At 71.3% G+C, this 14,455-nt stretch carries 14 protein-coding genes; 6 read left to right on the top strand and 8 right to left on the bottom strand.

The genetic code is table 11. The features are described 5' to 3' along the window. Nucleotides 1-152 precede the first annotated feature (152 nt). Nucleotides 153-1,436 (top strand): phosphopyruvate hydratase, encoded by a 1,284-nt coding sequence (gene eno / locus ACZ4FV_RS29210; protein ID WP_395860223.1) that lies wholly within the window; start codon nucleotides 153-155, stop codon nucleotides 1,434-1,436. Nucleotides 1,437-1,505: 69 nt separating this feature from the next. Here eno and ACZ4FV_RS29205 read toward each other — a convergent pair whose 3' ends face one another. From ACZ4FV_RS29205 to ACZ4FV_RS29195, 3 genes are all read right to left on the bottom strand, one after another. After that, nucleotides 1,506-3,227, bottom strand: a complete 1,722-nt coding sequence (locus ACZ4FV_RS29205) for a type IV secretory system conjugative DNA transfer family protein (RefSeq protein WP_395860225.1) — start codon at nucleotides 3,225-3,227, stop codon at nucleotides 1,506-1,508. Nucleotides 3,228-3,534: 307 nt separating this feature from the next. Next, nucleotides 3,535-4,155, bottom strand: a complete 621-nt coding sequence (locus ACZ4FV_RS29200; protein WP_465323654.1) for a cupin domain-containing protein — start codon at nucleotides 4,153-4,155, stop codon at nucleotides 3,535-3,537. A gap of 296 nt (nucleotides 4,156-4,451) precedes the next feature. After that, on the bottom strand, nucleotides 4,452-4,535 hold the full coding sequence (locus tag ACZ4FV_RS29195) for a putative leader peptide (RefSeq protein WP_465323674.1): 84 nt from the start codon (nucleotides 4,533-4,535) through the stop codon (nucleotides 4,452-4,454). A 351-nt stretch (nucleotides 4,536-4,886) separates the two neighbouring features. On the opposite strand from ACZ4FV_RS29195, the gene ACZ4FV_RS29190 reads away from it, so the two are divergent. Then, a complete protein-coding gene (locus ACZ4FV_RS29190; RefSeq protein ID WP_395860231.1) occupies nucleotides 4,887-5,285 on the top strand; it encodes a nuclear transport factor 2 family protein in 399 nt (132 codons plus the stop codon). An 84-nt stretch (nucleotides 5,286-5,369) separates the two neighbouring features. Here ACZ4FV_RS29190 and ACZ4FV_RS29185 read toward each other — a convergent pair whose 3' ends face one another. Together ACZ4FV_RS29185 and ACZ4FV_RS29180 are read right to left on the bottom strand one after the other, a co-directional pair. Continuing rightward, nucleotides 5,370-6,374, bottom strand: coding sequence for a YdcF family protein (locus ACZ4FV_RS29185; RefSeq protein WP_402233421.1), 1,005 nt, complete (start codon nucleotides 6,372-6,374; stop codon nucleotides 5,370-5,372). A gap of 240 nt (nucleotides 6,375-6,614) precedes the next feature. Next, on the bottom strand, nucleotides 6,615-7,109 hold the full coding sequence (locus ACZ4FV_RS29180; protein ID WP_331770049.1) for a PaaI family thioesterase: 495 nt from the start codon (nucleotides 7,107-7,109) through the stop codon (nucleotides 6,615-6,617). A 127-nt stretch (nucleotides 7,110-7,236) separates the two neighbouring features. Between ACZ4FV_RS29180 and ACZ4FV_RS29175 the strand changes: the two genes are divergently transcribed. After that, nucleotides 7,237-7,716, top strand: a complete 480-nt coding sequence (locus ACZ4FV_RS29175) for a winged helix-turn-helix transcriptional regulator (protein WP_395860957.1) — start codon at nucleotides 7,237-7,239, stop codon at nucleotides 7,714-7,716. Between the two features lie 161 nt (nucleotides 7,717-7,877). On the opposite strand, the gene ACZ4FV_RS29170 is transcribed toward ACZ4FV_RS29175, so the two are convergent. Both ACZ4FV_RS29170 and ACZ4FV_RS29165 read right to left on the bottom strand, forming a co-directional pair. Continuing rightward, nucleotides 7,878-9,968 (bottom strand): ATP-binding SpoIIE family protein phosphatase, encoded by a 2,091-nt coding sequence (locus tag ACZ4FV_RS29170; protein WP_465323653.1) that lies wholly within the window; start codon nucleotides 9,966-9,968, stop codon nucleotides 7,878-7,880. Nucleotides 9,969-10,301: 333 nt separating this feature from the next. Next, nucleotides 10,302-11,240, bottom strand: coding sequence for a peptidase associated/transthyretin-like domain-containing protein (locus ACZ4FV_RS29165; protein ID WP_465323652.1), 939 nt, complete (start codon nucleotides 11,238-11,240; stop codon nucleotides 10,302-10,304). 265 nt (nucleotides 11,241-11,505) lie between these two features. Here ACZ4FV_RS29165 and ACZ4FV_RS29160 point away from each other — a divergent pair, with 265 nt between their 5' ends. Both ACZ4FV_RS29160 and ACZ4FV_RS29155 read left to right on the top strand, forming a co-directional pair. Next, on the top strand, nucleotides 11,506-11,772 hold the full coding sequence (locus ACZ4FV_RS29160; RefSeq protein ID WP_465323651.1) for a hypothetical protein: 267 nt from the start codon (nucleotides 11,506-11,508) through the stop codon (nucleotides 11,770-11,772). Nucleotides 11,773-11,863: 91 nt separating this feature from the next. Continuing rightward, nucleotides 11,864-12,274 (top strand): hypothetical protein, encoded by a 411-nt coding sequence (locus ACZ4FV_RS29155; RefSeq protein ID WP_395860243.1) that lies wholly within the window; start codon nucleotides 11,864-11,866, stop codon nucleotides 12,272-12,274. A 448-nt stretch (nucleotides 12,275-12,722) separates the two neighbouring features. Here ACZ4FV_RS29155 and ACZ4FV_RS29150 read toward each other — a convergent pair whose 3' ends face one another. Then, nucleotides 12,723-13,319 (bottom strand): DUF7691 family protein, encoded by a 597-nt coding sequence (locus tag ACZ4FV_RS29150; protein WP_402233430.1) that lies wholly within the window; start codon nucleotides 13,317-13,319, stop codon nucleotides 12,723-12,725. 197 nt (nucleotides 13,320-13,516) lie between these two features. On the opposite strand from ACZ4FV_RS29150, the gene ACZ4FV_RS29145 reads away from it, so the two are divergent. Then, nucleotides 13,517-14,269, top strand: coding sequence for a phosphatase PAP2 family protein (locus tag ACZ4FV_RS29145; protein ID WP_465323649.1), 753 nt, complete (start codon nucleotides 13,517-13,519; stop codon nucleotides 14,267-14,269). Nucleotides 14,270-14,455 lie beyond the last annotated feature (186 nt).

Below are 14,455 nucleotides of genomic sequence, written 5' to 3'. Positions count from 1 at the left end.
ACTGTCCGAAAGCACCTGCCCCGACCGCTGCGTGAGCTCCGTTCACCGGCCTGGATAGGGTGGCCGGCGAGGCACGGCGATGAAGCCGTAGGACCACCGGCATCACGTCACCCGGACCGACGGGCGCGCAGCCGACGACAGTAGGAGCAAACATGACTGCGATTGGCCGTGTCGTGGGACGCGAAGTCATCGACAGCAGGGGCAACCCCACGGTGGAGGTCGACGTCCTGCTGGAGGACGGTTCGCTGGGCCGTGCGGCTGTTCCCTCCGGTGCCTCCACCGGCGCGAACGAAGCCGTCGAACTCCGCGACGGCGACGAGGCCCGGTTCCACGGCAAGGGTGTACGCCAAGCCGTCGACGCGGTCAACGGTGCCATCGCCGAAGCACTTGTCGGGCTCGAGGCCGAGGACCAGGCCTTGGTCGACGAGGCCATGATCGCCCTCGACGGCACGCCCAACAAGGGCAGGTTCGGAGCCAACGCGATCCTCGGTGCGTCGTTGGCGACCGTGAAGGCCGCCGCCGCCGCGCATCGGCTGCCGCTGTACCGCTATGTCGGAGGCGCCGGCGCACGGCTGCTGCCGGTGCCGATGATGAACATCATCAACGGTGGCGCGCACGCCAACAACGCGCTGGACTTCCAGGAGTTCATGATCGCCCCGATCGGCGCGGAGAACTTCTTCGACGCGGTGCGGATGGGCTCCGAGGTCTTCCACACCCTGCGCAAGTCCCTGTCCGACGCCGGTCACAGCACCGGGGTGGGCGACGAAGGCGGCTTCGCCCCCTCGCTGAGCACCGCGGACGAGGCGCTGCAGTTCGTCGTGGACGCCATCGAGAAGTCCGGCTACACGCCCGGGGATGACATCACGCTGGTGATGGACCCGGCCTCTTCGGAGTTCTTCCGGGACAACGTCTACGACTATGCCGGGGAGGGCGTCAAGCGCTCCATCGAGGAACACGCCGAGTACCTCGCCGGTCTGGTCTCCCGCTACCCGATCGCCTCGATCGAGGACCCGATGGCGGAGGACGACCTCAAGGGCTGGAAGCTGCTCATGGACGTGCTGGGCAGCAAGTGCCAGCTCACCGGTGACGATGTCTTCTGCACCAACGTCGACCGGCTCCGCGACGGCATCCGTGACGGGGTGGCCAACTCCATCCTGGTCAAGGTCAACCAGATCGGCTCCCTCACCGAGACGCTGACCACCGTCGACGCCGCGCACAAGGCCGGCTACACGGTGGTGATGTCGCACCGTTCCGGCGAGACCGAGGACACCACGATCGCCGACCTCGCCGTGGCCACCGGCTGCGGCCAGATCAAAACCGGTTCGCTGTCGCGTTCGGACCGCACGGCCAAGTACAACCAGCTGATCCGGATCGAGGAGGAACTCGGCTCCCAGGCCCGGTACGCCGGCCGTTCTGCGCTGTACGTGCGCGGCTGACGATTCCTCGAACAACGCCCCACGTGGCCCGGCCGCCGGTCGCACCGGTGGCCGGGCGGTGAAGACCGGTCACCCCCTTGGGGCGTGGCGGGCGAGCGAGGCGCGGATGGCGTTCGCGCGTGGGCCCTCCCACCAGGGCACGGTCTTGACCAGGACCGGAGGGGTGCCACTCATCAGCACGAGCGCGCGACCGCGCGGCAGCGCGGCGAGGTCGGCGATGTCGAGTACCGATTCCGGGCGGGATGCCCGGGTGGTCGACTGGGTCCACAGAGCCGGGGACGTACTCGACGTACTGGTGGTGGCCGGCTCGAACATGCCCGCCGCGGCGGAGAGTTCGCCGAGGAGGCGGGTATCGGCGACGCCGCCGCCGTAGACCCGGACGTTCGCCGCGCCCCACAGCTTGGCCATGCCGTGCTCACCCCAGACCGCCACGCCCTGTGCCCAGGACTGGAGGATCGTCATCATCAGGATGCCACGCGACCCGTAGTGGCTGTACATGGTGGGGAGTTCCTTCCAGGGGCAGACGTTCGCCGCCTCGTCCAGGACGAACACCGCGGGCACCGGCAGTCGGCCGCCGGGACTCTCGATCGCCACGCCCTCCGACGCGTAGGCGATCGCCGTGGTCAGCGCCAGGACCAGTGGGGCGGCCATCTTGTTCGTTTCCTCGGACAGCAGGTAGATGGTGCCGCCCACGGTCGACGCGAAGGCGTTGTGCGAGAACTGTGGGCGCGAGGCGTCCTCGTTCGGCGTCACCCATTGGGTGACCTCGGCCGCGGACAGGAACGACGCCATTTGCAGAGCCGTGCCGTACACGCCCGCGCGTTGCGCGGATGGAGCCTGATGGACACTTTCGACGGCGTTCGCCACCGTGTGGTGGCCGTGGTGGCGCAGGATCCGGCTGGGCGTGTCGTCGTTGGGGCGGGTCAGCCACCCGTACACGTCGGTGATGGGCCGGTCGTCGATCGAGGCGGCGAGCATGAGGTGGCCGAAGAGATCCTGTCCGGCGGGTTCGAAGTAGCCGTCGCTGCGGACGTGCGAGCCCCGATTGACGCTCGCGAAGATGGAGGCGAGGACGACCGCCTTCACCACGTTGTCGCCGATGAAGGTCAGGGGGTTCCACCACCATGACGCCGGTTCCCCGGCCTGTCCTTGCGGGTCGAACACCCAGACCGGGCCACCGCGGGCCCGTACGCCCCGGGTCGCGTCCAGGATGTCGCGCTTGTTCGAGGTGACGACCACGCTCCCGGGCGCGGCGACGACGGCGGGGATCGCCCTGGTGGCGGTCTTGCCCGTGCGCGGTCCCCAGATGTCGACGTGCATGTCCTCCCACGATCCCCACAGTTCCCGGTTGCCGCGCACCGTACGTCCCACGAGCAGGCCGGGGCCGGCATCGCGGGCCACGCCCATGCGCAGCGCCCTCGCGCGGGCGGCACGTCCCGTCGTGTGCCGCAGGTCGCCGGCTCGCGCCAGGTACCGGGCGGCGCGATCGACCCTCGGCCGGTCGGCCCGAGCGCGGATCAGGGCGGTCGCACCCGCGCCCAGCAGACCCAACTCCCCCACGGCGACGAGCGTCGCCGGTACGCCGGGCCATGAGTAGGTGCCGGCGAGCCACTCGAGGACGAACCTCGGGGGGAAGGCGGCGGGACGCGGCCGGGTGCCGTCCGCCCACGTGATGACGAATGCCGCCGACCAGAGCCAGCAGCAGACCAGCAGGGCGGCTGCCGGCAGCGCGGCCAGCATGATCATCTCGGTGTGCGGCGAGGGGCCACGTCTGGTGGTGGTAGCGCTCATTGCGGAGTGATCCGATCGGTGAAGCGGCTGACGGCGCCCGGACGCGCGGCAGCACGGGAAGTCGGTGCACGATGGCTTCGCCCGCACGCCGGCACGAAGGCCCCTCGACCGCGAGGGAGGCGGCGAGCGCGTCGTGTCGAGCGGGCGGAAGTCGACAAGGAAGGCGGCTACGCGTCGAAGCGACGACAGCTGTGGCTACGGCTACGGCGACAGCGCGTAGCGGATACGAGAAAACGACACCAGGGCCGGGAACGCCGAGGCCGATCCTCCGCGCCCGCGCCCGATCCGGGCCTGCCCGCCACCGTCGTCACCAGCCCGTCGCGTTCTCGATGGTGGTCAGGGTGAGCCGGTTGCCGACCCGCAGATAGTGGCGCATCGAGGGAAGCGCGGGACTGTACACGTGGACCGAGATCGCGTGTTCGACATCGGAACGGTTGCGTACGTCGTGCACGTGCGATGCGCCGAAGGCCCGCCCTCGGCCCGCGCGCAGAAGCCGCGCTTCCGGTTGCCGGGGCTCCAACTCGACCGCGCCTCCCACAACGATGGGCAGGCTCCGTACCCGCAGGACCTGCTCGGTGAGTTCACCACGCGCCACCGCGAACGCGCCCCGTGCCCCGCCGTGGTCGTGAAAGCCGGTCGAGGAACCCGGTGGCCATCCGATCAACCACGCCTCGCCACCGCCCGGCACAGGGAGCCGCGACCAGGTGCGTTGCTCGGGGTCCAACCGCAGGGTGGAGACAAGTTCCCGGTCTCTCACCGCGGTCAGCACGAAATCCAGGGACGATCGCGTCGACGGATGCGATGGAGCCGCGGCGGCCACGGCGGCCGAGGTCTGCGAGCCCAACCCGTCGACGTCGGGTCCGGGTAGTCCGGGAAGTCCGGACGATCGGGGCGTGAAGCTGTCGGAGGCAACGGAGTCTGTACGCATGCAACGTCCTCGAAAGGGGTGCTGCGCGCTGTTGCTGCCGCATGCCCTCCACCCTTCCGCCCACGCACACGCGTCGCGTGTCGGGGTCGGGCGTGGGCGGACGTCTCGTCGCACCGAAGGGCGGCCCGGATACCGGGTCGGCCGGACGGCGTCAGGAGGTGCGTGAGGGCACGTCGCTTGCACTTCGCGGCGAGGCGAATCCTCGTTGCGGATCGTTCGGTCCAGGCAATGGACCGCGGCGAGATGCGAAGTGCGCGCGTCGGCAAGTGGGGCGCGCGAAAGGGCCGGGGCTCAGGTCAGCGCGAAGCGCGACACAGACACCCGGCGTACCTGAGAAGATCCAGGTGGATGCGCCCAACGAGGATTTCGTGACTGCTCACGCTCACGGACACAATCACGCAGGTTCAGCACAGTCAAATCGGCTTGCTCCAACTGCCTGCCTTCGAAGCAGAGTTGGCGATTTCCGGCTGCTCCGCGGCAGGCGAGTCCGCATGCAGGCCCACTCGTCCTCCTCCTGAGGGCGACCGACTCGCTCCCTGCGACGGGCCCGCCCGCCGGGGCCGGCCGCAGCCGCGCGAGCCGGGGAATCTGTCGCTCACCCACATCGGTGTGCGTGGTGTTTGTTTTGTACTGAGCGATCCAATATGGTGTCGGCACGTGCTCGTGCGGCACGAACCCTGTTGTGGCAGGTGCCTACTTCGGCACGTGCCTTTTCGAAGGAAGGTTGGGCCATGAGCGAGACCAGGGCAGTCGTCGAGGAGTTCTTCCGTCGCGCCGGGGCCGGTGACTTCGCGCGGATGCCGGAGTTGTTCGCCGAGGAGGTCGACTGGGACGTCTACGGCGCCGAGGAGGTGCCATGGATCGGTCGTCGCACCACGCGGGCCGAGGTCGCCGACTTCTTCGACATCCTTCCCCGGCACCTCAAGGCCGAGGAGTTCGCCATCCACCAGGTCGTCGTGGACGGCGAGGACGCGGTCGCCCTCGGCTACATGCGACAGGTGGTCGTGACCACCGGCGACCTGTTCGTCTCCCCGTTCGCCTTCCGCTTCACGGTGCAAAACGGCCTGATCACTCGCTACGTCACCTACGAGGACAGTCTGAACCTGGCCCGCGCGTTCGGCGTGGTCTGACCGGCCGGGCCGCATCCGGCCGGGGATCGGTGCGGGATCACCGGCGCGGGCCGTCAAACCCGGGCCCGCGTCGCGCGGCGGCTTTCAGCGCCACAGCCAGGCGGCCACTCCGGATACGGCGATGAGCAGGCACACGCCGAGGTTGACGACCTTGTAGGTCAGGAACACCGCGACGAACTCGCGGATCGTCGCGCTGGGGCGGAAGTACGAAGCCGTCGGCGCGCCGACCACTTGGCCGCGCACCCCGGTGCGGCGCGCGAGCAGGGCGGCGCGGAAGGCGTGGAAGTTGTTGGTGACGATGACGCACCGGTAACCGGGGTCGGCGGCCGTCATGATCGCCTTGCTGAAAAGCAGGTTCTCCTCGGTGTTCCGCGAACGGTCCTCGCGCACGATGCGTTCCGCGGGGAACCCGCCTGCGACCAGGTAGTCGGCCATCGCGTGTGACTCCGGTAGGTCCTCGTCGGGGCCCCGGCCGCCCGACGTGATGAGCACGGGCTGGTTCCCGCGTGCGACTTGGGCCTCGAAGAGGGTTCGCGCGCGATCGAGCCGACTGGCCAGCAGGGGTGGCACCTTCTCGCCGCCGACGAGGCCGGAGCCGAGTACGACCACGAAGTCGACCGAGCGGCGCACCCGCAATCGCTCGTAGAGGAAGGCGTATCCGACGAAGCACAGAAGCAGGAAGGACACGTAGCCGACCACCAGAACGACGGTGCCCGAGACCACGATCAGCGTACGCGAGCGGGTGACCGTGGCCGTCACGAGAAGTGCGATCACGGCGACGATGGCCAGCCCCGTCAACAGCGAGAGCAGGTTGGCGGGACGGACGCCCTCCCGGCGCACCATCGTCACGCCGTTGGACACCAGCGCGCCGGCGAGCACGAGCACACCCACGGCCGGAGCGAGCAGGAGGAGCACGGTCAGCACCGCCACGAGCGGCCGTGGTATCCGGCTCAATTCACCGATCAGCCCGACGATGAGGGCGACGAGGGCCAGGCCGAGATACACGGCGTTGCCGAACCGGCGGCGGTCCCTCAGGACTCCGACGAGGAAGAGCACAAAGAACAGCGCGGCAAAGGCGTAGGCGAACACCGCCGAATCCTATGCAGCGCGACCCACCCCGCTCGCAGGGCACACCCGGGGCGCCGACCGGCGACGGCAACCGGCCGACCGTCACGTCCACCAATCCGGGAGGCGGGTCCCTGCGGCCCCACCCTCCCGGGCCCGCGGAGCGCCGGGCGAAGGCGACGAGCCTTCCTCCGATATCGGTCGGATCACAGTGCCGGGACCGAGGGCTCGGCACCTCCCCGTCGGCCCGCGCTGCCCGCGCGGTCACGCCCCCGGGATCGGGAAGATCATGCAGCTACTCGTCGCGTGCGCGAGGAGACGGTCGTTCGCGTCCAACAGCTCGGCCTCCGCGAGCGCGGTGCGCCGGCCTTGGCTGCGCACCCGGCCCACGGCGCGAATCCGGCCGGTGTCGAAGGTGATCGGACGCAGGAACTTCGTGGACAGGTCGAGCGAGGTGTACGCCATGCCCGCGGGCAGCGTCGTGTGCACCGCGCAACCGGCCGCCGAGTCCAGCAGGGTCGCGTACACGCCGCCGTGCACGCTCCCGATCGGGTTGTAGTGCTCCTCGCCCGGCGTCATGGAGAACACGGCGCGCCCGTGCTCGACCTCATCGAGGGTGAAGTCGAGGGTGGCGGCTATCGGCGGCCCCGGATACCTGCCGGCGATCATCGCCTTGAGGAAATCGAGGCCGGCCATGGAGGCGGCGGCGCCTGCCGTGATCGCCGGGTCGTCCCACGTATACGTCCGCGACCTGCCCATGCCCGTCCTCCGTTTCCTTCCCGGCCGTGCCGTGGCGCGACGGGCTGTCCTGTGCCGTGACCGGCGCCGCGGCCGGCACCGACTGACTGCGGTTTCCGAAGTCAGGTGTCACACTACTCCCATGGACCTGGAGTGGCTGGACATCGACCCCGCGCAGTGCCCGGTCCGGCGCACGCTCGACCTGGTGGGAGAGAAGTGGTCGCTGTTGATCCTGCGGGACGCCGTCAACGGTGTGCGCAGGTTCGACGACTTCCGACGCCACGTCGGCTTGTCGGAGGCCGTGCTCACCGACCGACTGCGCAAACTGGTCGCCGGTGGTGTGCTCGCGACCCGGCCCTACCGCGAGCCCGGAGCGCGCACGCGCAACGAGTACCGGGTCACCGCCAAGGGCTGGGACCTGTGGCCGGTGCTGCTGGCCCTCAAGGAGTTCGGCGAGAAGCACTGGGCCGATCCGGCGGGGCCGATGCTCGACGTAGGGCACCGCGACTGCGGAGCGCCGGTCCGCGTCGTCGTCGAATGCGCCGAGGGGCACCCGCATCTGACGCATCGTGATGTGACGGCACGACCGGGACCGGCCGCCCGTCCGCTCACCAGACCCACCCGCTGAGCGCCCGTCCGCACCCTCCACCGACGCACCACACGCTTCCCCACGCAGGGCGGCTCGCCGGAACAGCCCCGAGGGGGAACCCACCTCGGCCGAGTCACGCTGTCGAGTCCCCGACCCGATGCGGGGGCTGCTCGGAGTCGTCCCCCGCGATCGCGCCCGGTTCACCTGTCGCCGAAGGCGGCCAGGAGGTCGTCCTCGGACGGCGCGGCGGTCGGCGGCGCGGGGGTGGTCGGTAGTTCGGTCCAGATGGTCTTGCCGGTGCGGTGGTAGCGGCTGCCCCAGCGGGCGGTGAGCTGGGCGACGAGGAACAGGCCGCGCCCGCCCTCGTCGGTGTCGCGGGCTCGGCGCAGCCGGGGTTGGGTGTTGCTGGGGTCGGAGACCTCGCACACCAGCATGCCGTCGTGGATGAGCCGCACACCGACGGGCCCGCCCGCGTACCGGATGGCGTTGGTGACCAACTCGCTGACGACGAGTTCGCAGGTGTACGCGAGTTCCCCGAGGCCCCAGTCCGCGAGCTTGCTCGTGACCAACTCCCGGGCGCGGGAGACCTGGGCGAGGTCGGCCGGCAGTTCCCAGCGGGCCACCGCGTCGTCGGGGACGCCGCGAGTACGCGCGAGCAGCAACGCGACGTCGTCGTCACGCCGCGGATCGAGGCGGGCCAGCACGGCGGCGCCGATGGCCTCCAGCGGCCGGTCCCGGTTCTCGGCCGCGACCGCCGCGAATTCGTCCAGACTCGCGGAGGGGTCGGTGTCCCGTCGCTCGACGAGCCCGTCGGTGTAGAAGGCGAGCAGCGAGTCGGGCGGCAGCTCGATCTCGACGGCCTCGAACGGCAGTCCACCGACGCCGAGCGGAGGCCCCGGCGGCACCTCGGCGAACCGCGGGTCCATGCCTGGGCGCATCACCAGCGGCGGCGGGTGTCCGGCACTGGCGATGGCGAGGGTACGGCCGATCGGATCGTAGACCGCGTACTGGAACGTGGCGCCGAGTGCGGCGAGTTCCGCGGTCGCGTCGTCGGGATCGTGCTCGGGCCAGTAGCTGAGCACCAGGTCGTCCAGGTGTCCGATCAGCTCGTCGGGCTCCAGATCCAGGTCGGCGAGGGTCTGCACGGCGGTACGCAGGCGCCCCATCGCGGCGGTTGCGCCCAGCCCGTGGCCGACGACGTCCCCGACCACGAACGCGGTGCGCATCGAGGACAGCGGGATCACGTCGAACCAGTCGCCGCCCACCCCCGCGTCACCCTCGGCGGGACGGTAGGTGCCGGCGGTTTCCGCGGCCGCGGTGCGGTTGACCAGCCGGGGCAGCAACGATCGCTGCAGGGCCACGGCGGTGCGGTGCTCGCGCGTGTAGCGGCGCGCGTTGTCCACGCTGAGCGCGGCGCGCGAGGCGATCTCCGCGAGCAGGGTCGCGTCGCGGTCGTCGAAGGCGGGTCGGTCGCCGGTGCGCCAGACGGTGATACTGCCCAGGATCAGCCCGCGGACCAGCAGCGTGGCGACCATGGACGAGGACGCCACCGCCGGAATGATCGTGTCCAGCGTCTCCGGATCCAGGTTGAGGGACGCGCGCAGTTGTGCCATGTCGGTGGCGCGGACCGGGACGCCCTCGGCGAGCGGACCGAGCATCGGGCTTTCCGGAAACTGCGGCAGTCGGTCGCCGACGCCCAGCATCGGGGCGGGCCAGCGGGTGCCCGGCCGGGCGGCGACCGCGACCCGCAGCAGGGCGAGCTGATTTTCACCGGTCGGGCGGGGCTCGTCCCCGTGCAGGACGGGCTCGGTCAGATCCACGGAGGCCAGGTCCGCGAAGTCCGGCACCAGCACGTCGACGAACGCCCGGGCCGCCGCGTCCAGGTCCAGGCTCGCGCCGATGTCGACCGCCGCCGTGTGCGCCAACTCGTGGTGTTCGCGGGCCCGAGCCTCCGGGTCCCGCGCATCGCCGGCGGCGCGCCGAACCGGCAGCAGCAGGACCAGTCGGGCGCTGGGGACGAGGTTCGACCTGTCCGGGCCGTGGTCGGAGAGCGGCGTCGTCAGGGAACGAGCGTGCACCGGCCCCAGGGCGCCCGGGATCGTCACCCGCGCGCCCGGCCCGCGCCCGGGCACCGCGCGCAGCGCCGCGGCAGCGGCCGGCGGCAACGGATCACCCAACTGTCTCCGCGCGGACGGGCTGCACATGAGGACGTTGCCGTCCGCGTCCAACAGCACCGCCGCGAGGTCAGGGGGGATCCCCTCGTCCGCTTCGACGGCACGCGACGCCCGCATCCTCGGCCCGCCCTGCCTCCCCGAGCCACGGAATCCTTCGTGACGTTCCATTCTCACGCCACCCGACCATCGCCTGCCACCAGAGCCCCGGACCCGCCCGCCCCACCCCGCCTCGGCCGTGCGGGCTCCCGGCCGCCGGGCGCGTCGTTCGATGCCGCCGATGCCGCTGCGCGAGGCGGCGTTCGGCGTCGAGGACGGTGAACGGGCCCGCCGCAGGGGCCGAAGGCGGCGTGCCGTGGCGTCGGCCGAGCCCTGTCGCCCCGATCACGAAACCGTCCGCCGTCGACTGCGGGAACGGCGGTGACGCCCGACGGCGGGCCCCGGACGCCGGACCTACTTGCCGTCCTTGTCGGGATCCGCGGCGAGGGTGATCACGCCCAGATAGCCGTCGCCGTCCTGGACGACCTTGAGGAGCATGGTGGGCTTGTAAATGTTGTCGCCATCGTTGAACGTGTCCCGGCCGGTGTGCTTGGCATACGGCTGTTCGGCGAAGACGGCACTGTTGAGCGCCTCGTCCATCATCAGCTGGGTGGTGAGTGTGCGTGCGTTGTCGACGTGCACCATGGCGTGGACGTGGACGGTACGGCCCCGGTACCAGCCGGGCCAGATGGTGGTGAACTGCACAATCCCCTGGTTGTCGGTCACCTGAGCGCCGCGCAGGTAGCGCTTGTCGTCCTGCGGCGTGAGGTCCCCCTGTGCCCCGCCACCGCCTGCGCCCCCGCCCGGCGCTCCCGAGGGGGGTGCGCCGCCGGGCGCTCCGGACGGGGGCGGGCCACCACCCGGACCGCCGCTCCCCCCGCTCCCCCCGCTCCCGCCGCTGGGACCGCCTCCGCCGCCGCCCCCGCCGGAGAGGCTTTCGGCCCCGGAGTAGAGACCGGCCGCGTCGCAGTGCCAGATCTCCACCACCGCGTTCGGGATCGCTTGGCACGTCTCACTGTCCTGGACCCGGACGGCCAGCCGCAGCCGGGCGCCCGCGCGGTCCTCGCGGATGTCGCTGCGGATCTTGTCGGCGTCGAAGTAGTACGGGCCCTGGGTGGTCTGCGGGGTCAGAGCGCAGGTGCCCGCCCCCTCGAACAGTTTCGCGATGTCCTGGGTGCTGCCGGTCTGGGGCGAGACCGTGGCAGTGGCGCCCGTCGTCGTGGTGGCCTGGGCGCTGCCGCCGTTCTTTGCTCCCGAGCAGGCGCTGAGGAGCGCGCCCAGGCCGATGCTGCCGATGCCCGCCAGCGCGGTGCGCCGACTGACGCGTTGACCTTCGTGGTGGTCATGGCTCATGGTCCGTCGACTCCTTCCGAGTCACTCTCGGTCATCGGCAGCGTAGGAACGCAGCATGAGAGCCGTCTGTGAGCCGGATGAGAAACGGATCGTCCGTCGGCGAGCCCTTCGCCGATCCCGACCTCGCCGCGCCCGCCCCGCACACCACGCGTGCGAGCGGACACCGCAACGGGCCACCGTCGCCGTCCTTGTAGGCGAGGCACCCGAACCGCACGCGCGGCCGGGTCCGCCGCCGGCGGGACCGGGCGGTTCGACGCACACTCGAATGGTGGAGATCATGTCGGCGCGCGGCTACCTCATCCTCCCCGACCTCGGGGATGTCGAGGTCACCCTCGACCTGTTCGACTGGCCGATCAACGGCGAGACCCTCGCGCGTACGTGGAGCGCGGTCATCGACAACGGCCCCGTCCTGGAGCCCGACACCGAGGGCTTCCTGCGCCTGGACACCGAGCCCGCCGGAATCGGACACCCGTTCGTCGTCATCGCCGCCGGGCACCACGTGACACGAATCAGCGGACGCAGGACCGTGTGACCGGGGCCGCCCCCTCCCGGACCGGGTCGCCCGACCGGATCTGAGTATCCGTACTCTGCCGGGTGCTCGCGTAGGCCGGAAAACTGGCGCCATGGACGAAGGACCACGAAAAGCAGTGCCCACGTTCCTGGCGACCCCGGTCCTGGCCGCGATCGCGGCGGCGGCATGGGCCGCATGGCTGGGCTGGGATCAGCACCGCGACGTGCATCCCGACGGTTCGACGACCGGCCCCTACCAGGCCTGGCAGGTGGTCGGGCTCGTACTGACCCTGTTCGCGGCGGTCTGCCGGGCGGCCTCCCGCGGCCATGTCGCGGCGGCGACGATCGGCACCACCACGGGCCTGACCCTCGCCGCCTATCTCGACTGGTCGGACGACTCGAGCGGACTGTACATGGTGGGCGTGACCATGGTCGGACTCGCGAGCGTGGGCGCGACGGGCATCCTCTCCCACCTGGTCGCCTCCGCGAGGCACCAAGCGGGAAGCCGCCGACCGAGGCACTGACCCTTCCCCACGCCGCCGCCCCGACGCCCGCCGGCCCCATTCACGAGGCGGGCGACGCGGGGCCTCGGACCGGGCATCCCGGTCGGGCGTCTCCTCCCCCTCGGTCGGGAGGAGACGCCCACCCACCGCCGGCGATCCCCCGGAGCCCCCGAAGGGGAGGAACCGCCCGCGCCCCACGCCTGCCCCGCCCGCGGCGACCCGCGCCCACCCGAACGGGTGAACCACTTCGCCGCGGCGCGTGTCCACCGACGGCCGGCCGGGTTCCCGCACCGAGCAGCGGCACTTCCGCCGCGTCCGGGTCCTCCCTCGGGCGCGGCAGACGGCCGGCCCGGCGCCACTTCCCGTCCCCGGACACGGAGCGGAGTCGAGCGCGATCTCCCCGACGAGTTCGGGAACGACGGCATCGCAGGTTGTCCGTAAGGGAGTTCGGGCGGCCTCGCGAGCGCTCTCAGGACATGAACCCCAGGACTCCGCGGCCCTCGCTCGCCCGTGCCGCGTTCAGCCATTCCGCGCAGTCCTCGATGGCCTCGCGCACCTCCCCGTCGAGTGCGGCCAGTTGCTCGCCAGTGGCGGCGGCGTACTGTTCCAGCGCCTTGGCGCAGTCCGCCGGCGACCAGACTCCGTGCCCCGGAAGGTCGGTGTACGGGAGCGGCGAGGGAAGTCCGTAGCCGAACTCCGAGACCCGAACGGCGTCCACGCCGAGCGACGCGAGCCCTTCGTCGACGCGCTCGAGCCACCCGAACCGGAACGGCGAGAAGTTGTTGCTGTAGATCCGCCGCCCGTGGAAGGCGCAGATCATCCGGTACGCGTAGCCGTACTGGAACGCGTGCCCGTCCGCGAACGGCCCGCCGTCCACCACCGCGGTCAGCGCCTCGTACAGCGTCGGCGCGCCGGCCGCGATCTCGCTCGAGAAATAGTCGTCGTCCCGGGCCATCTCCTGCTTGAAGCGTCCGCCGATGGCCCGGCGCACGCGTACGTCCCCCGACCCCACCACCGCACGCACGGCCTCGGGGTCCGCAATGAACAAAGACAGCGAAAGACTCATGCCGCCAAACCTATCGACCTCGCCCGACACGGCCGCGCCCCTGTGCGGTCGCGAACGGCGCACCCCGAACGCCCGCGTGGACAAGCGGACATGGCCCCGCCTGTCCGGGGTGGGCACGGGACTCGGCGTCTGCGCGGACGGCGTGGGAGGTGGTGGCGCGCCCGTGTCGACTCGGGCTTCCGGGGAAGGCGTCGACGGTGAGCACCCACGACCCGTCCCGGGATGGCCTGTCTCGGTCCGATTCACGATTCGGCCTCAGGTTGGTCCTGGTCGCGGGCGCCTTCCTGGTCGGGGTTGTGCCTTTCACGCTCTTGGCGCTGCTGGTGCGCAACTCCTGGTCGCCATTGCAGGCGTTGGACGTCGACATCGCTCGGACGATGGAGGCGTGGATGTCGGCGCGACCGCGTTGGCGCCGACTGGCGCACACGCTCAGCGACTGGGTCTGGGACCCTTTCGCCTTTCGAATTCTGGTGCTTGTGCTCTGTGTGTGGTTGTGGCGGCGCGGTGCCCGCCGGCTCGTCCTGTGGGCGGTCACGGCGATGGTGATCGCGGCGGCGCTCAGCGGCCTGACCAAGGTGGTGATCGCGCGTGCCCGCCCCGAGGACGCCGTCACGAGCGCCCCGGGCGGATCGTTTCCCTCCGGGCATACGTTGACCGCGACCGTCGGCGCGGGCGTGCTGTTGCTGATCCTGCTGCCCGTCGTTCCCCGTCGGTCCCGCCCGGTGGTGTGGTGCGCGACAGTCGTCTCGGCGTTCGGGGTCGGGTGCACCCGTGTGGCCCTGGGCGCTCACTACCTCTCCGATGTGGTCGGCGGCTGGATCCTGGGCATCGCCGTCTTGGCCGCCACCTCCGGCGCCTTCGCGTGGTGGCGGCACGACACCGGCCCGCCGGCCCCGGACACGGACGCCGGACTCGAACCGGGAATCCACTCGGCGAAACCCGGGCACTGACGACCGAACGTGGCATCGTGACCGCGCATCGGGAGCGCCGACGAGACGGGGACGGCGGACAACGGGGACGACGGACAACGGGGACGACGGCCCCGGGGGGGGGGGGGGGGGGGGGGGGGGGGGGGGGGGGGGGGGGGGGGGGGGGGGGGGGGGGGGGGGGGGGGGGGGGGGGGGGGGGGGGGGGGG

The organism is Embleya sp. NPDC025285, from assembly GCF_055558835.1.
This window is presented reverse-complemented; position numbering and strand designations above follow the sequence as displayed.